At 69.0% G+C, this 20,914-nt stretch carries 21 protein-coding genes; 9 read left to right on the top strand and 12 right to left on the bottom strand.

Translation table 11 applies throughout. The annotated features are described in order from the left end of the window. Window positions 1-297: 297 nt before the first annotated feature. The 3 genes from thrC to CyaNS01_RS14280 all read right to left on the bottom strand — a co-directional run bounded on the left by thrC (window position 298) and on the right by CyaNS01_RS14280 (window position 4,049). The gene (gene thrC / locus CyaNS01_RS14290) at window positions 298-1,356 is read right to left on the bottom strand and encodes a threonine synthase (protein ID WP_186700881.1); all 1,059 of its coding nucleotides are present in this window, start codon (window positions 1,354-1,356) and stop codon (window positions 298-300) included. Window positions 1,357-1,442: 86 nt separating this feature from the next. After that, a complete protein-coding gene (locus CyaNS01_RS14285; protein WP_186697850.1) occupies window positions 1,443-2,051 on the bottom strand; it encodes an alpha/beta hydrolase in 609 nt (202 codons plus the stop codon). Between the two features lie 36 nt (window positions 2,052-2,087). Further along, the gene (locus tag CyaNS01_RS14280; protein ID WP_186700880.1) at window positions 2,088-4,049 is read right to left on the bottom strand and encodes an AarF/ABC1/UbiB kinase family protein; all 1,962 of its coding nucleotides are present in this window, start codon (window positions 4,047-4,049) and stop codon (window positions 2,088-2,090) included. Window positions 4,050-4,283: 234 nt separating this feature from the next. Between CyaNS01_RS14280 and recN the strand changes: the two genes are divergently transcribed. The 6 genes from recN to CyaNS01_RS14250 all read left to right on the top strand — a co-directional run bounded on the left by recN (window position 4,284) and on the right by CyaNS01_RS14250 (window position 12,667). Then, the gene (gene recN / locus CyaNS01_RS14275; protein ID WP_186697849.1) at window positions 4,284-5,996 is read left to right on the top strand and encodes a DNA repair protein RecN; all 1,713 of its coding nucleotides are present in this window, start codon (window positions 4,284-4,286) and stop codon (window positions 5,994-5,996) included. Window positions 5,997-6,058: 62 nt separating this feature from the next. Then, window positions 6,059-7,003: an oxidoreductase gene (locus CyaNS01_RS14270; RefSeq protein WP_186697847.1), complete on the top strand. Its 945-nt coding sequence runs from the start codon at window positions 6,059-6,061 to the stop codon at window positions 7,001-7,003. Between the two features lie 14 nt (window positions 7,004-7,017). Further along, complete coding sequence (locus tag CyaNS01_RS14265) at window positions 7,018-7,539, top strand: rhodanese-like domain-containing protein (protein ID WP_186697845.1); 522 nt, start codon at window positions 7,018-7,020, stop codon at window positions 7,537-7,539. 60 nt (window positions 7,540-7,599) lie between these two features. Then, window positions 7,600-10,596, top strand: coding sequence for an excinuclease ABC subunit UvrA (uvrA, locus tag CyaNS01_RS14260; RefSeq protein WP_225875705.1), 2,997 nt, complete (start codon window positions 7,600-7,602; stop codon window positions 10,594-10,596). A gap of 121 nt (window positions 10,597-10,717) precedes the next feature. Next, window positions 10,718-11,077, top strand: coding sequence for a hypothetical protein (locus tag CyaNS01_RS14255; RefSeq protein ID WP_186697843.1), 360 nt, complete (start codon window positions 10,718-10,720; stop codon window positions 11,075-11,077). Window positions 11,078-11,194: 117 nt separating this feature from the next. Further along, window positions 11,195-12,667 (top strand): alpha/beta fold hydrolase, encoded by a 1,473-nt coding sequence (locus tag CyaNS01_RS14250; RefSeq protein WP_186697841.1) that lies wholly within the window; start codon window positions 11,195-11,197, stop codon window positions 12,665-12,667. A 30-nt stretch (window positions 12,668-12,697) separates the two neighbouring features. Here the strand turns inward: CyaNS01_RS14250 and CyaNS01_RS14245 are convergent, their stop codons facing one another. Both CyaNS01_RS14245 and purT read right to left on the bottom strand, forming a co-directional pair. After that, a complete protein-coding gene (locus CyaNS01_RS14245) occupies window positions 12,698-13,765 on the bottom strand; it encodes an LCP family protein (protein ID WP_186697839.1) in 1,068 nt (355 codons plus the stop codon). Between the two features lie 50 nt (window positions 13,766-13,815). Next, on the bottom strand, window positions 13,816-15,012 hold the full coding sequence (gene purT / locus CyaNS01_RS14240) for a formate-dependent phosphoribosylglycinamide formyltransferase (protein ID WP_186697837.1): 1,197 nt from the start codon (window positions 15,010-15,012) through the stop codon (window positions 13,816-13,818). Window positions 15,013-15,101: 89 nt separating this feature from the next. On the opposite strand from purT, the gene CyaNS01_RS14235 reads away from it, so the two are divergent. Then, on the top strand, window positions 15,102-15,263 hold the full coding sequence (locus CyaNS01_RS14235; protein ID WP_186697835.1) for a cytochrome B6: 162 nt from the start codon (window positions 15,102-15,104) through the stop codon (window positions 15,261-15,263). A gap of 11 nt (window positions 15,264-15,274) precedes the next feature. Here the strand turns inward: CyaNS01_RS14235 and CyaNS01_RS14230 are convergent, their stop codons facing one another. The 3 genes from CyaNS01_RS14230 to CyaNS01_RS14220 are packed head-to-tail and all read right to left on the bottom strand — an operon-like array spanning window position 15,275 to window position 16,989. Continuing rightward, the gene (locus tag CyaNS01_RS14230; RefSeq protein WP_186697833.1) at window positions 15,275-15,538 is read right to left on the bottom strand and encodes a hypothetical protein; all 264 of its coding nucleotides are present in this window, start codon (window positions 15,536-15,538) and stop codon (window positions 15,275-15,277) included. A gap of 37 nt (window positions 15,539-15,575) precedes the next feature. Further along, a complete protein-coding gene (mraY, locus tag CyaNS01_RS14225; RefSeq protein WP_370561871.1) occupies window positions 15,576-16,670 on the bottom strand; it encodes a phospho-N-acetylmuramoyl-pentapeptide-transferase in 1,095 nt (364 codons plus the stop codon). A 43-nt stretch (window positions 16,671-16,713) separates the two neighbouring features. Then, window positions 16,714-16,989: a DUF3134 domain-containing protein gene (locus CyaNS01_RS14220; protein WP_186697832.1), complete on the bottom strand. Its 276-nt coding sequence runs from the start codon at window positions 16,987-16,989 to the stop codon at window positions 16,714-16,716. A gap of 100 nt (window positions 16,990-17,089) precedes the next feature. Between CyaNS01_RS14220 and CyaNS01_RS14215 the strand changes: the two genes are divergently transcribed. Together CyaNS01_RS14215 and CyaNS01_RS14210 are read left to right on the top strand one after the other, a co-directional pair. Next, window positions 17,090-17,350, top strand: a complete 261-nt coding sequence (locus CyaNS01_RS14215) for a hypothetical protein (RefSeq protein ID WP_186697830.1) — start codon at window positions 17,090-17,092, stop codon at window positions 17,348-17,350. Between the two features lie 18 nt (window positions 17,351-17,368). Then, window positions 17,369-18,580, top strand: coding sequence for an argininosuccinate synthase (locus tag CyaNS01_RS14210; RefSeq protein ID WP_186697827.1), 1,212 nt, complete (start codon window positions 17,369-17,371; stop codon window positions 18,578-18,580). A gap of 37 nt (window positions 18,581-18,617) precedes the next feature. Here the strand turns inward: CyaNS01_RS14210 and CyaNS01_RS14205 are convergent, their stop codons facing one another. The 4 genes from CyaNS01_RS14205 to CyaNS01_RS14190 all read right to left on the bottom strand — a co-directional run bounded on the left by CyaNS01_RS14205 (window position 18,618) and on the right by CyaNS01_RS14190 (window position 20,901). Further along, the gene (locus tag CyaNS01_RS14205) at window positions 18,618-18,920 is read right to left on the bottom strand and encodes a hypothetical protein (RefSeq protein ID WP_186697825.1); all 303 of its coding nucleotides are present in this window, start codon (window positions 18,918-18,920) and stop codon (window positions 18,618-18,620) included. Window positions 18,921-19,047: 127 nt separating this feature from the next. After that, window positions 19,048-19,407 carry a 30S ribosomal protein S6 gene (gene rpsF / locus CyaNS01_RS14200; RefSeq protein WP_186697823.1) on the bottom strand — a complete coding sequence of 120 codons (360 nt, stop codon included), beginning with the start codon at window positions 19,405-19,407 and terminating at the stop codon, window positions 19,048-19,050. Window positions 19,408-19,517: 110 nt separating this feature from the next. Continuing rightward, complete coding sequence (locus tag CyaNS01_RS14195; RefSeq protein ID WP_186697821.1) at window positions 19,518-19,985, bottom strand: Tic20 family protein; 468 nt, start codon at window positions 19,983-19,985, stop codon at window positions 19,518-19,520. Between the two features lie 28 nt (window positions 19,986-20,013). Next, window positions 20,014-20,901, bottom strand: coding sequence for a shikimate dehydrogenase (locus tag CyaNS01_RS14190; RefSeq protein ID WP_186697819.1), 888 nt, complete (start codon window positions 20,899-20,901; stop codon window positions 20,014-20,016). Window positions 20,902-20,914: the final 13 nt, after the last annotated feature.

The raw sequence follows: 20,914 nt of genomic DNA, 5'->3' as shown, positions 1-20,914 counted from the left end.
TCCTGCCGATCAGCCTGCAGCAACAGCAGAGTCGCGATCTGAACAGGGAGGAGAACCGCAGCGGGTCTGCGGAACAGATTGCCTTTTCCACACTTTCCCGGGTCTGGGGAAATCGACGCTCACGACCTGCTGCGCCCAGCCCCCAGCCCCTCCCCCGGCAACAGCGGCCTTTCCGCTGCCTTTCCGCAGGCACTTTTTGGAATGGCTGCGCAAGATCTGCTGTTGGCAGGCCATGACAAAGCCCCCGCAGAGCAGGGGCGAACCGACGCCCGCAGGGCGCCTTTGGACCACGGCCTCTCAGAACCCCATCACTTCGGCCACCTTTGCCGTATCGGCCTCCAGGCCGGTGTGGAACAGGGCATCGTTGTTCTCGATCGCTGTGGCGGGATCCTTGAGGCCGTTGCCCGTGAGCACACACACCACGGTGGCGCCCGCCGGCACTTCGGCCCGGCGCTTGAGCAGACCGGCCACCGAGGCAGCGCTGGCGGGTTCACAGAACACGCCTTCTTCGCTGCCCAGAAGTTTGTACGCGTCGATGATCTCGGCGTCGGTGACGGCCATGAAGCCACCACCGCTTTCGGCCTCCACCCGCAGGGCGTTGTCGCGGTTCACCGGATTGCCGATCCGGATCGCCGTGGCGATGGTGTCGGGCTGCTCCACTGTGTGGCCAAGCACCAAGGGCGCCGATCCGGCCGCCTGGAAGCCGAGCATGCGCGGCAACTTGCTGCTCAGGCCGGCCTGCCGGTACTCCTGGAAGCCCATCCAGTAGGCGGTGATGTTGCCCGCATTGCCCACGGGGATGCACAGCCAGTCGGGGGCTTCGCCCAGGGCATCCACCACCTCAAAGGCGGCTGTCTTCTGGCCCTGTAACCGGTAGGGGTTGACCGAATTGACCAGGGTCACCGGGTACTGGTTGGCCACGTCCTGCACGATCGCCAGGGCCCGGTCGAAATTGCCCTGGATGGCGATCACCTGGGCCCCGTAGAGCAGGGCCTGGGCCAGCTTTCCCTGGGCCACGTAGCCATCGGGGATCAGCACGAAGGCGCGCATGCCACCACGGCGCGCATAGGCCGCGGCGGCCGCCGAGGTGTTGCCGGTGCTGGCACAGATCACGGCCTCAGAGCCGGCCTCCTTGGCCTTCGAAATGGCCATCGTCATGCCCCGGTCCTTGAAGGAGCCGGTGGGGTTGAGGCCGTCGTATTTGAGAAACACGCGCACGCCCCGTCCGATGCGGCTGGCCAGGGCCTGGCTTGGAATCAGGGGGGTGGCTCCCTCCCGCAGGGTGATCACCGGTGTGGCCTCGCTCACCGGCAACCAGGAGCGGTAGGCCTCGATCAGCCCTGGCCAGTCCTGCATCGACCGGCGGCCGGAGCCAGGCCCCCAGCCCAGGCGACGCAGCGATTGGAGCAGGGGCAAGGGGGCAGGGGGTGGCTGGGCTAAATCTACGGCTCAGATGTGGGTGCCGGAGCGCTGCCTTCCGCTGCAGGGGCGTTGTTGCGCAGGCCGTCCAGGGGGGATTCGGAGAAGAAGCGCACCAGCTCGGTGATCGAGCTGGCCTTCTCCATCACGGCCAGCAGGGCAGGAATGTTCACCTGCAGCTCCTGGGTGGGATAGGCCTCCAGGAAGGAGATGGCGGAGATGGAGCCATCACCATTGGCCAACCCCAGGATCAGGGCGGAGCGCAGGGCGGGAATCCCCTGGTTGGCGGCGCGCAGCGGAAACACCACCTGGGCCAGGCGCTCCAGCAGAGCCTCGCCGATGCGGGTGTTGAGCAGCCGGCTCACCAGGGTGATCGGCAGCGGCAGCGACTGGTTCAGCAGGGTCGCGACCTGTTCGGGGTTCTGGTTGCTGAAGCGCAGCACGTCGGCCAGCAGGCCTCTGGCCTCTCCGGTGCTGGCCAGGTGCTGCAGATCAGCCACCGGCAGGGAGCGACGGAAGGCGCCGCTCACAAAGACGATGTTCTCAGCCGCCAGCAGGGCTGGGGACGACAGGCTCAGACCCAGGCCCAGCAGGGCACCCAGAAGCCTTTGGCGAAGTGCTCTTGATGGCATGGCCCCAGCGTAGGAGTCAGGGCAACTGCGGTCAGCTCAGGCCATTTTCAGCGGAGCGGCCTGGGGCCTGGTGCGGCCTGGTAGGCCGGGAGGCACCATCACGTCGCGCACCAGCCTCACCACGCCCCGCTCCGCCAGCCCTCGGGCCACATCCAGGCCCATGCGCCGCAGCTCAGGCTCGCCCAGCACTCTGGGAAGGCGCTTCAGCAGCAGCTGGGGTTCGAAGCCGGGAACGGATTGCAGGATCGCCGCCAACTGACGCACCGGCTCAAGGTCGAGCAGGGGTTCCTCCGCCGTGGGGCTGGGCCGCTCTCGCACCCCGGGCGGTTGAAACCGGGGGGGCAGCCGCTGGCCCAGCCGCAGGGTGGCCTGCCAGGCCAGGCCATCGATGCGCTGCACGACGGCATCCACCAGTTGCTGGCGCAGCAGGCCGCCATGGGGGGAGAACAGAAAGTCGAGCACCTGATCGATCAGGCCGTCGAGATCGAGGCTGGCTCCCCGCGAGGCGCTGGCGATGAGATTGTCGAGCCGTTGCCAACGGAAGATCTCACCATCGAAGAGCATCTCCTTGAGGCTGCTGCGCAGCTGGGGATCGGGATCCTCCATCAGTCGCCGGGCGAAGTAGGGGTAGGCGGCACCGAGAATTTTGAAGTCGGGATCCACGCTCAGAGCGATGCCTTCAAGGGTCACCAGTGAGCGGATGATCAGGGCGTAGTAGGGAGGAACCCGAAACGGGAACTTGTACATCACACCGGAGAGATCGTCGGTGACAGCCTTGAAATCCATACGGCTGACTCCCATCTCAATCGCCTGGCCGAACACGCCCTCAAAGGCGGGCACAATAGGCTCGAGATTGACATCCTCAGCCAGAAAGCCAAGGCTGACAAAATCCTGGGAGAGCTTGCCGAAGTTTCGATTCACAAGATGCACCACGGCCTGAATCAGGCCGGTTCGAGCTTCCCGACTCACCGAACTCATCATGCCGAAATCCAGGTAGGCGAGGCGCCCATCCGCCAGGGCCAACAGGTTGCCGGGATGGGGATCAGCGTGGAAGAAACCATGCTCCAGCAACTGCTGCAAGCTGCAGTTCACACCCACCTCCACCATGTCATCGGGGTCCATGCCGATGCTGCGCACCGCCTCCAGGTTGGTGAGCTTCACGCCGTCGATCCACTCCATCGTGAGCACCCTGCGGCTGGTGGCCTGGTGGTAGATGCGGGGTACCGCGATACGCGGATTGTGACGATGGAGCTTGGCGAAGCGCTCGGCATTGCTGGCTTCATTGCAGTAATCCATTTCCTCGAACACCCGCTGGCCGAGCTCGTCGATCAAGGCCACCAGATCGCTGCGGATCAGACCCACATTGCGGTTGATCCAGGCGGCAATATTGCGCACGATGTAGAGATCGAGCGTGATCTGCTCCCGCAGCCCAGGACGCTGCACTTTCACGGCCACGCGCTCACCGCTGTGCAGGGTGCCGCGGTGCACCTGGCCCAGGGACGCCGCCGAGATCGGCTCCCGTTCCAGCTGGGCGTAGATGGTGTGCACAGGAGCGCCGAGGTCGTCCTCGATGCAGGCCATGGCCAGGGCCGAGTCAAAGCCGGGCAGCTGATCCTGGAGCTGGGCCAGCTCCTCGAGCAACAGCGGCGGCACGATGTCGGGCCGGGTGGAGAGGGCCTGGCCGGCCTTGATGAAGGCTGGCCCTAGGGAGGCGATCAGGTCGGCGGCTTCACTGGCCCGAGAGCGGGCCACCTCAAGATTCCTCAGCCGTCCCAGCAGCCAATCGATCCCCACCCCGGCCAGAAACAGGCCGATGGGCACAAGCGTCTGCAGCAGGCGTCGGATCAGCCGCTGGGGATGGCCGGCGTAGATGCGGCTGATCGTGGCCGGGTCGTAGGTGAGCAGCCCGGCGGCCTCGATGAAATCGCTGAGCTCGCCCGTGGATGCCGCCAGCCCCTCCGGGCCCGGTTCCGGGTCGGCCTGCACCGCCTGGCGCATGGCCGCTGCCGCCTGTTCGATGGCGGTGGGGGGTGGCGTGATCTCCGGGGCAGGGCCCGTTGGATCCGACCGCATGCCCACCGGTTCGGGAGGCCCTTGCACCGTGTCCGGGCGACTGCTCACCATGGCCGCCGACTGCCGCGAAATCTGTTCCCCTTCTAAAGCACTGAACCAGCCGCTACGGTCGGGGCCTTCACTGGGTGCCGGCTCTTCGGTGCCATCCACGGAGGCTGCGTGCTCACGGCCCTGCGCCTGGAGAACATCGCCCTGATTGAGCAGCTCGAGCTTGGCTTCAGCTCCGGCCTCACCGTGCTCACCGGTGAAACCGGTGCCGGAAAGTCGATTCTGCTCGATGCCCTCGATGCCCTGCTGGGGGGTTCCCCTGGCGGCTCGGCCACGCGGCTGCTGCGCTCCGGCTCGACCCGGGCCCGCATCGAGGCCTGCTTTTCACTCTCCCCTCCCCTCGAGCTCTGGCTGGCGGCCCAGGAGCTGGAGGAGGCCGACGAGGACGAGATCGTGCTGGCCAGAGAGTGGCGCTGGAGCGAGGGGAGGCTCAGCAGCCGCCACCGGCTCAACGGTGTGGCCATCAACCGCTCCCAGTTGCAGGAGCTGCGCCCCCTGCTGCTCGACCTCACCGTGCAGGGCCAGACCCAGCAGCTGGCCCGTCCTGGTCAGCAACGGCGCTGGCTCGACCGTTTCGGCGGCCCGAGCCTGCAGCAGACCCTGGCGGCCGCAGCCACGGCCTGGCGTGACTGGAAGCAGGCCCTCACGGCCCTGGAGCTGGCGCGGCAGGCCGCCGAGCAGCAGCAGCAACAGCGAGCGGGCCAGCAGGCGTGCCTGGCCGAGCTGGAGGCGGCTGGCCTCGAGGATCCAACCGAGCGCCAGCGCCTCGAGAGGGAACAGGACCGACTGGCCCATGGAGTGCGGCTGCAGGAGGGCGTGATGACCCTGCTGGGCCGGCTGCTCGAGGGCGCTGAGGGCGCCCCTTCCGTGCTGGATCACCTGGCGTCCTGTGAGCCGGAGTGGCAGGCGATGGAGCAGTGCGATGGCTCTCTCGCCGAGCTGCGCGGCCGGGCGGCGGAGCTTCTGCTGCTCACCCAGGAGCTGGTGCGTGACCTCGATCGCTATGGCGGTTTGCTGGAGAGCGATCCGGCCAGCCTGGCCACCCTCCAGAGCCGCATCCACGCGCTCAAGAGTCTCGAACGCCGCCATGGGCAGGACCTGGAAGGATTGATCGCCCTGCGCGATCGCCTGGGCGAACGGCTCTCCCCCTCGGGCCGGGGCAGCTCCCTGGAGGCGTTGGAGGCCCGGGAGCTGGAGGCGCGCCGCCGCCGCGATGCCGCCCACCGGGCGCTGAGCGAGGAGCGGCGCCGGGCTGCGGCCAGCCTCGATGGCGAGATGCTCGAGGCCCTGCGGCCGATGGGGCTGGCCAACGTGCGCTTCAGCGCGGCGATTGAGGCCGCCGAACCCGGTGAGGCCGGTGCCGACCGCGTGCAGTTTCTGTTCTCCGCCAACCCGGGCCAGCCTCTGGCACCCCTGGCGGAGGTGGCCTCCGGGGGGGAGATGAGTCGTTTTCTGCTGGCGCTCAAAACCTGCCTGGCGGCGGCCGATGCCCACGTCACCCTGCTGTTCGATGAGATCGACAGCGGCGTCAGCGGCCGGGTCAGCGGTGCCATGGCCTCCCTGCTGCGGCGCCTGGCCCGCCAGCGGCAGGTGTTCTGCGTCACCCACCAACCCCTGGTGGCAGCGGCTGCAGACCACCACTTCCAGGTGTCCAAGGAGGTGGTGGCCGGCATGACCCACACCCGGGTGTCCCTTCTGCGGGACACTCAGGCCCGCCAGGCGGAACTGGCGGAACTGGCCGGCGGGGAGGGCGGTGAGGCCCGCAGTTACGCGGCGAGCCTGCTGCAGCAAGGCAGTGCCGCGCAGCGCGGCAGCGAAGGCTGAGGGCCCGAGTCGGCGCCCGCCTCTGGAAATTCTTTACATTTGTGCTTTGCCCGCCGGCCCCCATGCCCTGGACCGCCACTGACATCCCGGACCAGTCGGGTCGCGTTGCCCTGGTGACGGGTGCCAGCAGTGGCCTGGGCCTGGAGACGGCCCGGGCCCTGCTGGCCCGGGGGGCTCTGGTGGTGCTCGGTTGCCGTTCCAGTGCCCGGGCCGAGCGCGCCCGGCAGGAGTTGCTGCCCGCGGTGGCCGAGGGCGGGGCCGTGGACGTGCTCTGCCTTGACCTTGCCGATCTGCACGCCGTGGCCGCGGCGGCTGAGCAGCTGGGCGAGCGCTACGGGCGCCTGGATCTGCTGATCAACAACGCTGGCGTGATGGGCCTGCCCCGCAGCCTCAGCCACGATGGCTTCGAGCTCCAGTTCGGCACCAATCACCTCGGCCACTTCGCCCTCACCCAGAGGCTGCTGCCGCTGATGCGGGCCCAGCGGGATGCCCGGGTGGTCACGGTCACCTCCGGTGCCCAGTACTTCGGTCGCATCGCCTTCGACGACCTGCAGGGCGAGCAGCACTACGACCGCTGGCAGGCCTACGGCCAGAGCAAGCTCGCCAACGTGATGTTTGCCCTCGAACTGCAGCAGCGGCTTGAGGCGGAGGGCTCGGAGGTGATCTCCCTGGCGGCCCACCCCGGCGTGGCCCGCACCAATCTGCAGCCCGCCTCGGTGGCGGCCAGTGGCTCGCGGATCGAGCCGCTGGCCTACCGGCTGATGGGCCCCCTGTTCCAGAGTGCGGCCATGGGCGCCCTCCCCCAGCTCTATGCCGCCACCGCGGCCGATGCCAGCCCTGGCGGCCACTACGGCCCCGACCAGTGGGGCGGCATGCGGGGCTGGCCCACGGCGGTGCGGGTGGCCCCGGCCGCCCTCGACGCCAGCCAGCGGCAGCGGCTGTGGCAGCGCAGCGAGGAGCTGGTGGCGGAGGTGATGCAGCGCCGTCCCGTCGTGGCCGCCACCTGAACCGGAGCTCCCCCATGGCACGCCTCGACCTGCTGGCCCCGGCCCTGGCGGCGTTGAGCGTGCTGGTGCTGGCCGGCTGCGGCCACGATGCCCGCCAGGCCCTCAGCCTTGAAGGTCGCTACCAGAGCCTGCGCCTGATGCAGTTTGCCGCCGTGCCTGACATCACCCCCGCCCAGGTGCAGGAGTGGCGCGCTGCAGGACGCCCCCTGGTGCTGGTGGATGTACGCGAACCGAGGGAGCGCCAGGTGTCCACCCTGCCCGGCGCCATCAGCCAGGAGGAGTTCGAGGCCAACCCCCAGCGCCACCGCTCCAGCCTGGTGGTGCCCTACTGCACGATCGGGCTGCGCAGCGGTCTGTACGGTCAGCAGCTGCAGCAGCAGGGCTTCCAGGTGCGCAATCTGGCCGGCAGTGCCATGGCCTGGGCCCACGCCGAGCTGCTGTTCGAGCATCAGGGCCAGCCGACCCGGCGCCTGCACGTCTACAGCCCCGACTGGAACATGCTGCCCCGGGGCTACGAAGCGGTGGCTGACCGCTGAGGCCGCCGGCGTTGCGGCGAGGGCGTCGCTTCTAGAATCCGACGTTCTCCAGGCTGCCGCATGCCCCGTGCCAAGAGTGCCGCTACGGCCACCAAGCTGAACGAGAAGGCCGCACTCCAGGCGCTTCAGGGCGGCGGCACTCTGGAGGATGTGATCCGGGTGCGGGGCGCCCGCCAGCACAACCTCCGCAACGTCGATCTCACCATCCCGCGCAACCGCCTGGTGGTGTTCACCGGCGTGAGCGGCAGCGGCAAGAGCTCCCTGGCCTTCGACACGATCTTCGCCGAGGGCCAGCGCCGCTACGTGGAGAGCCTCTCCGCCTATGCCCGCCAGTTCCTGGGCCAGGTGGACAAGCCCGATGTGGATGCCATCGAGGGCCTGTCACCGGCGATCTCGATCGACCAGAAATCCACCAGCCACAACCCCCGCTCCACGGTGGGCACGGTCACCGAGATCCAGGACTACCTGCGTCTGCTCTACGGCCGCGCCGGCGAACCCCACTGCCCGGAGTGCGACCGCTCGATCCGGCCCCAGTCGATCGACGAGATGGTCGACCAGATCCTGGCCCTGCCTGAAGGCACCCGCTACCAGCTGCTGGCGCCGGTGGTGCGGGGCAAGAAGGGCACCCACGTGAAGTTGCTGGGGGGCCTGGTGGCCGAGGGCTTTGCCCGGGTGCGCATCAACGGCGAAGTGCGCGAGCTGGCCGACAACATCGAGCTCGACAAGAACCACGCCCATCACATCGAGGTGGTGGTGGATCGCCTGGTGGCCCGCGAGGGCATCGAGGAGCGGCTCAACGACTCCCTGCGCACGGCCCTCAAGCGCGGCGATGGTCTGGCCCTGGTGGAGGTGGTGCCAAAGACCGGGGAGGAGCTGCCGGATGGGGTGGAGAGGGAACGGCTCTACTCGGAGAACTTCGCCTGCCCGGTGCACGGCGCCGTGATGGAGGAGCTCTCACCGCGGCTGTTCTCCTTCAACAGCCCCTATGGCGCCTGCCCCGACTGCCACGGCATCGGCCATCTGCGCACGTTCACGGCCCAGCGGGTGATTCCCGATCCCTCTCTGCCGGTGTATGCCGCCGTGGCCCCCTGGGCCGAGAAGGACAACGCCTATTACTTCTCCCTGCTCTACTCCGTGGGGGAGGCCTTCGGCTTCGAGATCAAGACCCCCTGGAACCAGCTCAGCGAGGAGCAGCAGACGGTGCTGCTGCACGGCTCAAAGGAGCCGATTGCCATCCAGGCGGACAGCCGCTACCGCAAGGCCCAGGCCTATGAGCGGCCGTTCGAGGGGATCCTGCCGATCCTGGAGCGCCAGCTGCGTGACGCCAGCGGTGAGGCGGTGCGCCAGAAGCTGGAGAAGTACCTGGAACTCGTGCCCTGCGCCAGTTGCCATGGTCTGCGCCTGAAGCCCGAGGCCCTGGCGGTGAGGGTGGGGCCGTTCCGGATCCATGAGCTCACCAGCAGCAGCGTGGGGGAGAGCCTGCGCCGCATCGAGCAGCTGATGGGCGTTGGTGAGAGCGAGGGGGCGGAGCCGCTGCTCAGTCCGCGGCAGATCCAGATCGGCGATCTGGTGCTGCGGGAGATCCGCATGCGGCTGAAGTTCCTGCTCGATGTGGGGCTCGACTACCTCAGCCTCGATCGTCCGGCCATGACCCTCTCCGGGGGCGAGGCCCAGCGGATCCGTCTGGCCACCCAGATCGGTGCCGGTCTCACCGGGGTGCTCTATGTGCTGGATGAGCCCAGCATCGGCCTGCACCAACGGGACAACGACCGCCTGCTGGCCACCCTGCTGAAGCTGCGCGACCTCGGCAACACCCTGATCGTGGTGGAGCACGACGAGGACACGATCCGTGCCGCTGACCACCTCGTGGACATCGGCCCCGGCGCCGGTGTGCACGGCGGCAGGATCGTGGCGGAAGGCCAGCTCCAGGACCTGCTGGAGGCCCCCGATTCCCTCACCGGGGCCTACCTCAGTGGGCGCCGTGCGATTCCCACACCCGCCGAGCGCCGCCAGGGGGGCTCCCGCCGCATCGCTCTGGTGGGCTGCGAGCGCAACAACCTCGATGGTTTTTGCGTGGATGTGCCCCTGGGCCGGCTGGTGTGCGTCACCGGCGTGAGTGGCAGCGGCAAGAGCACCCTGGTGAACGAGCTGCTGCACCCCGCCCTGGAGCACAAGCTCGGCCTCAAGGTGCCGTTCCCCGCCGGCCTGGCCGAGTTGCGGGGCATCAAGGCGATCGACAAGGTGATCGTGATCGACCAGAGCCCGATCGGCCGCACGCCCCGCTCCAACCCGGCCACGTACACGGGTGCCTTCGATCCGATCCGCCAGGTGTTCGCCGCCACGGTGGAGGCCAAGGCCCGCGGCTATCAGGTGGGTCAGTTCAGCTTCAACGTCAAGGGTGGCCGCTGCGAGGCCTGCAGCGGCCAGGGGGTGAACGTGATCGAGATGAATTTCCTGCCTGATGTCTATGTGCAGTGCGACGTGTGCAAGGGCGCCCGCTACAACCGCGAGACCCTGCAGGTGACGTACAAGGGCCACACCATCGCCGAGGTGCTGCAGATGACGGTGGAGCAGGCCGCCGAGGTGTTCAGCGCCATCCCCCAGGCGGCCGATCGCCTGCGCACCCTGGTGGATGTGGGCCTGGGCTACGTGAAGCTGGGGCAGCCGGCCCCCACCCTGTCCGGGGGCGAGGCCCAGCGGGTGAAGCTGGCCACCGAGCTCTCGCGGCGGGCCACCGGCAAGACCCTCTATCTGATCGATGAGCCCACCACGGGTCTCAGCTTCTACGACGTGCACAAGCTGATGGAGGTGATGCAGCGGCTGGTGGACAAGGGCAACTCGATCCTGGTGATCGAGCACAACCTCGATGTGATCCGCTGCGCCGACTGGGTGATTGACCTCGGTCCCGAAGGCGGCGACCGCGGTGGCTCCATCGTGGTATGCGGCACCCCGGAGCAGGTGGCGGAGCACCCCACCAGTCACACGGGGCACTACCTGCGCCATGTGCTGGCCCAGCATCCAGCCGAGGCCCGGGCGGCGTGTGCCGGGGCTGCCTGAGCCAGCCCCCGCTCAGTCAGCCCCGCTGCCACCACCAGATCTGTGGCAAGGTCAGGCTGCCTTCCCCACGGGTAGTGGTTTCCCCTAGGCTGGAGAGGATCACCAGTCGAGTCGATCAGCCATGCGTGCTCTGGTCAGATCACTGGCCGACAGCTTGATTCTCGATGCCCAGGCTGAGCTGCAACCGGCCCCCTGGGTCTACACCGCAGCGATCCGCTCCTCTGCCGATCTGGTGGCCTCCCTCACTGGTATCGCCTGCCTGGCCCGTGAGCTCGGCTTCACCCGGGATCCGGAAACCCTCTACGCCGACGATGGCTGCAGTGCCAGCTACCACGTGGACCATGCCCAGCAGGCGATCAGTCTCGCGGTGACCTGCCATCCCCTGCGTGAGACCGTGTCCCTCGCCCTCAGCGGCGTCAGCCGCGACGACACCTATGCGAGTTTCCAGCAGGTGGAAGCGACCCTGTTCGGTTGCTGCTGAGGGGCTGCGGGAACGGCTCCCCAGGACAGGATCGGCCAGGATGCTGCCTCCTGACCAGCATCAGGACTCCATCCAGCCCACCCTCAGGAATCGTCTGACGGCTCCCCCCACTCCACGATGTTGCGCCGTTTTCTGCCAGCCCTGGCCTCCCTCCCCCTGCTGCTCGGGGCAGCCCCCGTCCGGGCCATCGACGAGGTGGTGCTGCAGCTGCCTTTGATCGACTTCGGTTTCACCGTGCGGCTCAGCGAATTCGAGAATCCAGAACGTTTCTGGGCCGGCACCAGCGACCTGGCTGAACTGAACCGTGCCACCAATGGGGCCGTGGACCGGCAGATGCGGGCCATCTTCGACACGCCGTTGCCGGTGCAGACCCGCGACGTGGTGAGCCAGGCCGCCGGATCGCCCCTGCTTCAGCAGGTGTTGCTGGCAGCCTCAGCCCTCGGCCAGGTGGATGGACTGCCGCTCGACGCCTCCGGGCAGGAGCTCACCGAGGTGCTGAACCGGGCCAGCACCGACGGCCAGATCACCCTCTACACGCTGCTGCGGGCCATCCCCGGCGAGTCGGTCACCGTGGATCTCCCGGGCGCCGTGGCCAGTCTGCAGCGGCTGACCCGGCAGCAGAGCCAGGCCCGGGCCCTGGTGGAGAGCGTTCCAGCGGCCAGCGTGGCGCCGGCACGCAGCGCCCCTGGATCCCGACCGGTGCGGCGCAGGGTGCGCACCATGGCCGCACCCCACCGCGACACACCGCTGGAGGTGGTGCTCGTGGAGCCCAGCTCGGGGGCCAATGGCCGCGTGGTGGTGATCTCCCATGGCCTCTGGGACAGTCCGGAGGCCTTCGAGGGCTGGGCCTCCCATCTCGCCAGCCATGGCTACAGCGTGGCCCTGCCGAACCACCCCGGCAGCGACGCCACGCAGCAGAAGGCGATGCTCTCGGGTCAGACGCCCCCTCCGGGGCCCGAAGAGCTGCGGCTGCGGCCCCTGGATGTCTCGGCGGTGATCGATGGCATGGAAGCCTCCAGGGTGGTGGTGCTGGGCCATTCCTGGGGGGCCACCACGGCCCTGCAGCTGGCCGGCACGCAACCCAGTTCCAGGTTGCTGCTGGAGCGCTGCGACGACCTCGGCGATCCAGAGCGCAACATCAGCTGGGTGCTGCAGTGCAGCTTTCTCAGCTCCGCCGATCAGGCGAGTCTCGCGGATCCGCGGGTGATCGCGGTGATGGCGGTGAGTGCCCCCGCCAGTCTGCTCTTCGACTACGGCGCCGGGGCAGGGATGCAGGCCAGGGCCCTGGTGGTGACCGGCAGCCGTGACTGGGTGGTGCCCCCGGATCCGGAAGCACTGGATCTGGTTCCCCCGGTGCTGCGGTTCGGCCATCAGCTCGTGGCGGCCGACGGCGGCGATCACTTCAATCTGCGGGCTGAGGCTGGCGGCAACGGTGGTCCGCTGCGCGGCCTGGTGCTGGCCTGGAGCGATGCTGCCTTTGCGGCCGGTGCAGCGGCGAAGCCAGCACTCCAGGCGCCCCCCCTGCTGGGGCCTGGAGGCTGGGGCAACACCGACATCCCGCTGATCCTGATGCCGAGCCCCACCCCCTGAGGGGAATCGGCTGGGCCCAGGCCGCGGAACCTAAAACGCAGGGTTGTCGTAGGCGCCCTGCCCGCTGGCGCTGCTGCGCTCTGAGAGGGTGTGGCTGGGGAAGTCGTCCAGGCTGTGGCTTGGCAAGTCGTCAACTGGGGCCGGGTAATTCACATTGCTGTCGGGCATCCAGTAGCTCAGGTCGTTGTGCCAGAACAGGCGACCCGGCACCTGGGCTGAGGTCAGGCTTGGGGTGGCAGCCATGGCAGACACGAGCTGACCCATCTCGATCAGCGACAGGTCGGTCTGGATGTCATCGCCGGCGATCTCCGCCAGTTCCGGCACCCGGGAAAAGCCACTGGGTTGAATCAGCTTGCGAAACACCTCGGAGAGCACCAGTTTCTGCCGCTGCATCCGGCCCAGGTCGCCCAGTTCATCGTTCCGGTAGCGCAGGAAGCCCTCCAGGCTCTCGCCCCTGAGCAGCTGGGGTCCGGGATAGAGGTCGATGTAGAGGCCCTGGGCGTTGTCGATGTAGTACATCCGCTTGGGCACATCAACCTCGATGCCACCGAGCGCCTCGGCCAGGCGTTCCACGGCCCTCAGGTTGACCCGCAGGTAGCGCTCCACCGGGCGATCAAGCAGCCGCCCCAGCTCCCGCTTGGTGGTGTCGATGCCACCGAAGGCGTAGAGGGCGTTGGCCTTGATCACCCCCAGGTCCTCGGATTCCACGAAGGTGTCGCGAGGCACCTGGGTCAGCTGGGTGCTGCCATCCTTCACCTGCAGGATGAACATCACATCGGTGTTGTCGGCCACCCGGTCGGTGCCGAGCACCAACACCTGGCGGTTGCCATTGGCAAACGGGTTCACGATCGTGGCCAGCTGCTCCTTCGGAGCGTTCAGCCAGGGGCCCAGGGCCTGGCTCATCAGCCCTGGCAGAGGTCCAGCCATGGCCACACCACAGGCGAGGCCCACGCTGAAGGGAATCAGCGGCAGCCTGCGGCGACGGCCAGGCGTGCCCTCCTTTGGCGTCCCAACGCCGCGGCGCCGCTGGCCAAGCACCGTGAGGCGGCCTGGTTCCCTGGCTTCGTGGTGTGGGGGAACCTGTTGGGCCTGGCTCATGATGCTCCTGTCGCGCGCACCATAAGGGGCCCAAGCCCGTTGCACCAGGGTCAGCCGGCCACAACGTTCACCTGGCTGGCGGCCCGGTCCGCGCCTTGGCGGGCCGCCTCCACACTGCTGCCGCGGGCCAGGGCCACCCCCATGCGGCGATGGGGGCGCGCCGTGGGCTTGCCGAACAGCAGCACCTGGGTGCCTGGCTCCACCAGGGCTTGCGCCACTCCGGTGTAAGCCACGGCCTCCAGGTCGCGATCCGCCAGGATCACCCGGCTGGCCGCGGGCCCCAGGCTCTCGATCGCTGGGATCGGCAGCCCCAGCACGGCCCGCAGGTGCAGCTCGAATTCACTCAGGTTCTGTCCGATCAGGGTCACCAGGCCGGTGTCATGGGGGCGGGGGGACAGCTCGGAGAACACAACCTCCAGCTCTGCGTTGCCGTTCCCGTCCGCCCGGCGGCAGAGAAAGAACTCCACCCCGAACAGCCCCGCTCCCCCCAGGTTGTCGGTGACCCGCTGGGCCATGGCCGTCGCCTGGGCCAGGGCGCCTGCGCCGATGGCCGCGGGCTGCCAGCTGCACTGATAGTCGCCCCGTTCCTGGATGTGACCGATCGGAGGGCAGAACAGGGTGGGACCCTGCCACTGCTTCACGGTGAGCAGGGTGATCTCCAGCTCGAAGTGGAGAAACTCCTCCACGATCACCCTGGTGCCCGTGCCGCGTGCGCCGGCCTGGGCGGCGTCCCAGGCCGCCGCGATCTGCTCTGGCTCTCGCACCACGCTCTGCCCCTTGCCGGAGGAGCTCATCACCGGCTTCACCACCACGGGCCAGCCGAGCGGCTCGGCGGCGGCGGCCAGCTCCTCGGCGCTCTCGGCGTAGGCGAAGCGGGCCGTGCGCAGCCCCAGCTGCGTGGCGGCCAGATCGCGAATCCGGTCGCGGTTCATGGTCATGGCCGTGGCCCTGGCCGTGGGAATCACGGTGATGCCCTCGGCCTCCAGCTCCGCCAGGGCGTCCACCGCCAGGGCCTCGATTTCCGGGATCACCAGATCCGGCCGGTGGGCGCGCACCACCCGGCGCAGGGCATCGGCGTCTGTCATCGCCACCACCTCGGCGTGGTCGGCCACCTGCATCGCCGGGGCGCCGGGATAGCGGTCCACCGCCACCACGCGGCAGCCCAGGCGCTGGGCCGCGATCGCCACCTCCTTGCCCAGTTCACCACTGCCGAGCAGCAGCACCGTGCGGGGGAAAGAGCTGGTCATGATCCTGCGGTGTGGGCTGGTGCCGATCCTCCCTTACCCGGCTGCCGCCCCCACCCTGCTAGAGAGAGCACCATCAGCGGCAGGGAGCCATGGGCAGCCTGATCGGATTCAGCACGGCGGCCGACACGGCTGATGGACTGGTGTTCGGCTGGGACATCACCACCTTCCAGAACGGTGCCCTGCTCTATCTGGGCCTGTCCTCCCTGGCCTTCGTGGTGGTGTGGGTGCTGGGCTACCTGCGCAGCCGCTGAATGGCTGTGGCTCAGGCGTCGTCGCCAGCGGCCTCCTCGCCGCTCCAGAGGGCAAGCTGGCGCACGGCCGGCTCCTCGCTCACGAAGCCATAGGCCTCAAACACGGCCGGATCGCTGTGGGTGATCCTCTGGCCTTCCGGCCCGAGCTGGAGGCAGAAGCCTTCGCGGGCCATGCGTCGCATCAGCAGGGCGGCCTCCTCGAAGCGGGCGGCCATCGCTTCGAGGCTGGCGCAGTCCGCGGTCAGACCACTCTCGTTCCAGATGAAATAGGCCATGCGACGGACGCCCGGGAAACAGCGGCATTCAGCGGGGTCAGGGCAGCAGCACCAGGCCCAAGACCACCAGTAGCAGGCTCGCGCCCCAGAAACGGATCACCACCTGCTCTTCCCCCAGCCCGCCCAGCTCGAAGTGGTGGTGCAGGGGAGCCATGCGCAACAGGCGTCGACCCTGGCCATCGGCACGCTTGGTGGCCTTGAACACCCACACCTGGGCGATCACCGAGAGCGATTCCGCCAGAAACACCCCTCCCATCAGCAGCAGGGGCCAGAGACTGTTGCTGAGCAGGGCGACGGCGCTGAGGGCCGCCCCCATGGCCAGGGAGCCGGTGTCGCCCATGAACAGCCTGGCCGGGTGGCGGTTGTGGGCGAGGAAGCCGAGCCAGCAGCCGGCCATGGCCACGCAGAAGGCCGCCAGCGCTGGATCCCCCTCGTGGCCGCGCAGCATCAGCTGCAGCCCCAGGCCGGTGAACACCACTGCGCCGCAGCCGGCCGCCAGGCCGTCGAGGCCATCGGTGAGGTTCGTGGCGTTGCTCTCGGCCAGGAACACGAACAGGCCCAGAGGCCAGATCAGCAGCCCCAGGGGCAACAGCCAGCCCAGGGGCAGGGCCACGCTGATCGGCTCAGGGCCACCCAGCCACTGGCCCTGCCAGGTCCAGAGCAGGAACAGCACGGCCGCCCCCGCCTGGAGCAGCAGCTTCCCCCGGGGCTTGAGCCCGGTGTTGGTGCGGCGGGTGAGGCTGCGCCAGTCGTCGACCGCGCCGATCGCCATGTAGGCCAGGGTGATCGCCGCCACGGCCAGCAGGCGCGGATCGGCAGGGCTGATCAGCCCCCCCACGATCACCCCCACCGGCACCACCAGCAGGCCCCCCATGGTGGGGGTGCCGGCCTTGGTCAGGTGGGCCTGGGGGCCGTCCTCCCGGATCACCTGCCCCATCTTGAGGCGCTTCAGCCTGGGCACCCCCCATGCCGTGACGAGCGCCGCGACCAGGGCCGCCAGCAGCAGCGGAGCCGTGAGCATCGAGTTGGCGATGAAGCGATCGCTCGCCAGGCAGGCAGCCAGCAACAGCAGGCCGAGCAGCACAGCCGCCCGCTGGCTGCTGCCGGAGCGGGGAGGAGCGGTAGGGGTCACTGTCACCGGCAATGGTCGCCCCAGTGTCCCTGACGACCTGACGTCAGTCTTCCCAGGCTTCGTCCTGCTGCTCGTCGGCCTGGTTGTACTCCTCCTTCTCGCCCATCAGCGCCGAGAGCTCCTCTTCCTCCACGGTGCTCACATCGGTGGAGGCGGTTTCCTCGTCCGCCACCAGGCGGCCACTGGATTCCAGCCAGCTCAGCAGATCGGGCTCATCGCGCAGGGGCAGCACCGGCGCCAGCTCCTGGCGGCCGTAGCGGGTGAGCGAGGGGTTGATGCTGTCGAGACGGCTGAGGCTGGAAGGGGAGAGCGTGCTCATGCAATCAGGCGTCCGGAGGATGGCGGCGGCCCTGGAGCTGCCGCAGGCCTGCAGTAGGCCAATCCATTACCTTAGCCGCTGGGCTTGCCAGCAACACTCCATGCCAGTCCCGGCCCCTGTTGCCCCCGGCCCGTTCCGCTCGGTGCTGCGCCTGTGGGCCCTCGCCCTGGCCGTGAGCGCGGGCCTGAGTGCTGCCGGCGAGCGCTGGCCCCGTCCCCTGCCGGTGGATCCCGCCCTGGTCACCCTGCTGCTGCTGGGTCTGCCCCTGCTGGTGGGGCTCTGGCTGCTGCTGCGCTGGCGACTCCCCGCTGAGCCTGCACTGGGCACCCAGGCAGACCACGGTGGAGAATCGGGCGACTGAGCACATGGAGCGCTGTTGATGGGCCGGGCCAAGAAGGCTGTACTGGCGTATTCCGGCGGGGTGGACACCAGCGTCTGCATCCCCTACCTGATGAAGGAGTGGGGCGTGGAGGAGGTGATCACCTTCGCTGCCGACCTGGGCCAGGGTGACGAGCTGGAGCCGATCCGCCGCAAGGCCCTCGCTGCCGGCGCGGCCCAGTCGCTGGTGGGCGATCTGATTGAGCCCTTCATCCGTGAGTTCGCCTTTCCAGCGATTCGGGCCAATGCCCTCTACGAAGGCCGCTACCCGCTGTCCACGGCGTTGGCACGGCCGCTGATCGCCCGCCGGCTGGTGGAGATCGCCCGGGAGCTGGGCGCTGACGCGGTGGCCCACGGCTGCACCGGCAAGGGCAACGATCAGGTGCGCTTCGATGTGGCCATCGGTGCCCTGGCCCCCGACCTCAAGGTGCTCACCCCGGCGCGGGAGTGGGGCATGAGCCGCGAGCAGACCATTGCCTACGGCGAGCGCTGTGGCATCCCCTCGCCGGTGAGCAAGGGCTCCCCCTACTCGATCGACCTCAACCTGCTGGGTCGCTCGATCGAGGCGGGCCCCCTCGAGGATCCGGCCGTGGAGCCCCCCGAGGAGGTGTTCTCCATGACCCGCTCGGTGCAGGACGCCCCGGCGGAGCCCCAGACGATCACGGTGGACTTCGAGCACGGTGACGCCGTGGCGATCGACGGCGAACGGCTCGACCCGGTGAGCCTGATCCGCCGCGCCAATGCCCTGGCCGGCCTGCATGGCTTCGGGCGGCTGGACATCATGGAGAACCGGGTGGTGGGCATCAAGAGCCGCGAGATCTACGAAACCCCTGGATTGCTGCTGCTGATCCGCGCCCACCAGGAGCTCGAGAGCCTCACTCTGGCGGCCGACGTGCTGCGCACCAAGCGTCAGCTGGAGCAGCAGTGGGCCGATCTGGTGTATCAGGGCCTCTGGTTCGGCCCGCTCAAGGACGCCCTCGATGGCTTCTTCGAGCGCACGCAGCGGGGGGTGAACGGCTCCGTGCGGGTGAGGCTGCACAAGGGCAATGCGATCGTCGTGGGGCGCAGCAGCGCCAACGACAGCCTCTACGTGCCGGACATGGCCACCTATGGCGCCGAAGACCTGTTCGATCACCGGGCTGCCGAGGGGTTCATCTACGTGTGGGGTCTGCCCACCAGGCTCTGGGCCGCCCGTCACAGGACCAGCCCCTGACGAGCGCCGACCTGGCTGCAGGTCAGCGGCCCCAGGCTCAGGGGGGGGCAGGGCCCAGCCCGAGGGCGTGGCGCAGAGCCCCGCCGAGACCCTCTCGGGCCGGCGGAGCGGCCTCCAGCGGGGCCAGAGCCGGGGCTTCGGCATCGGGGGGGGCAGGTGCCTGCAGCTGCTGCTGCCGCAGCAGCGTGTTTTCAGCCAGCAGCCGTTCGCGGTGACCCAGCATCGGCTTCAGCCGCTGTTCAAAGCGCTGCTCGAAGATTTCCGGCAGGCTCTCAAGCAGGCCTCGATGGGCGTCCAGCTGCTCCCTGATGGCATCGAGCTGCTGCTGCAAAGAGCTCAACCTCTGGTTGAGCTGGTCAGCCTGGGCAGCTTTGTTGTGAGGCTGGGGGGATTTTCCTTGACCCATTGTCGCGATCCGTGGGTGCACTGTTCAGCGCACCCGGGCTGAGGAGACGGTGGGAACTGGCTCAGGCCGAGACCGGCTGAGGGGAGCCCTCGCTGGCGGCACCGGGCGCGACCCGGGGAGCCGGCATGGGGCCGTCCTGCTTGACGGTGAGGTAGCGGATCACATCTTCTGAGAGGCGCATGGCACGCTCCAGCAGGGCAACCTGCTGGCCGTCACCGTTGTGGTTCAGCTGGACGTAGACCCCTTCGCGGTGCTTGTTGATCGTGTAGGCCAGGCGGCGCTTGCCACGCATCTGGCAGTCGAGCACCTCAGCGCCGGCCTCCACGACCAGATCGCGGTATTTGGTGATGTGGCTCTCCACCTCTTCCTCCGGGATGTCCGGACGAAGGATGTACATCGTTTCGTAATAAGGCTGCGTCATGGGGTCGCCGTGTCGGGAAAGCCGCGCGGGGCAGGAGGAGGGCGGTGGCCGATGGCGAGAGGCCATCAGCGACGGACTGCCCAACCTATCAGCGCAGCCGCAGGGCCCACTCAGTAGAGCTGCATACGCACGGCGGCTGACACGGCGGGCAGGTCGGCCTCCTCGCCCCGCAGGCTCTGCACGATCCCGAAGGCCACCAGCACCAGGGCCCCCAGGAACACCGTGTTGCTGAGGGTGCGCAGGGCGAAGCCAGCCCCCAGGGGCGCCAGCAGGATGCTGAACACCAGCGACACCAGCACCAGCACGATGTCGATCAGAATGGCCTGCAGCACGCTGAAGCGGATCAGGTAGGGCACACGCTGGTTGCGCACCACCGCCAGGAACAGCACCAGGAACACCAGGAAGCCGCCGAAGGGCACCGCCTGCTGCAGCAGGGCCACCGGCAGGGCCGGCGCAGCGAGCCACTGCAGCAGCGGAAACATGGCGAAGAGGCTGCGCCCGAATGGCAAGGCATCTGCCCAGGGCAGGAGATAGGCCAGGGCGGCCAGCAGTCGCTGCCACAGCGGGGCGCCTTGCATGGTGGAACGCACAACGGATCAGCGCAGGCTAGGGAGTGCGGGCCAGGGCGCGTTCCGCCGCGGCGCGCATTGCCTCCACCGGCACCGCCTCGCGGCCGCTCCACAGCCGCAGCGCCTCCGCCCCCTGCTGCACCAGCATCTCCAGCCCATCGATGCCATGGCAGCCGCGTTCGGCGGCGGCCCGCAGCAGGGCGCTGGGGCGGGGCGTGTAGATCAGGTCGTAGACCCAACAGCCGCTGCCCAGGCCAGCGAGGGCTGCGGCCTCCAGCGGGCAGGCCAGGGCGGCGGCTGGCTGGCCGGGCGAGGCCATGCCCACCGGCGTGGTGTTCACCACCAGCTGGCTGGCCGGCAGCAGGGCCGGCAGCTCCTCCCAGCTGCTCCCTCCGAGCTGGGGTGCCCAGCTGCGGCAGGCCTCCAGCAAGGCCTGCCGCCCCGCGGCACGGCGGCCCACCACCTGGATCGAGGCGCAGCCGAGCTCCACCAGGCCCGCCACCACGGCCCGGGCGCTGCCGCCGCAGCCCAGCACCAGCGCCCCGCTGCCCTGCCAGCTGCCGGCCTGCCGCAGCGGCGCCAGGAAGCCCTCCACATCGGTGTTGGTGCCCAGCCAGCCCCCCTGGCTGCGGCGCACCAGGGTGTTCACGGCCCCCACCCTGGCGGCCAGGGGGCTGAGTTCGGCGCAGAGCGGTGCCACGGCCTGCTTGTGGGGCAGGGTCACGTTGAGGCCGCGGCAGTCGAGGGCCTCCAGGGCGCCGACCACGGCGGCCAGGCTCTCGGCCGGGGTGGGCAGGGCCAGGTAGATCCAGTCGAGCCCCAGGGCGGCCAGGGCGGCGTTGTGCATCGCCGGCGAGAGCGAGTGCCGCACCGGATCGCCCAGCACCCCCACCAGGGCCGTGGACGCGGAGATCGGCGGGGCCATCACGGGCTTGGGC

The organism is Cyanobium sp. NS01, from assembly GCF_014280235.1.
GTDB lineage: Bacteria > Cyanobacteriota > Cyanobacteriia > PCC-6307 > Cyanobiaceae > NIES-981.
The sequence above is the reverse complement of the archived record's forward strand: the minus strand, read 5'-3'. Positions and strand labels throughout refer to the sequence as shown.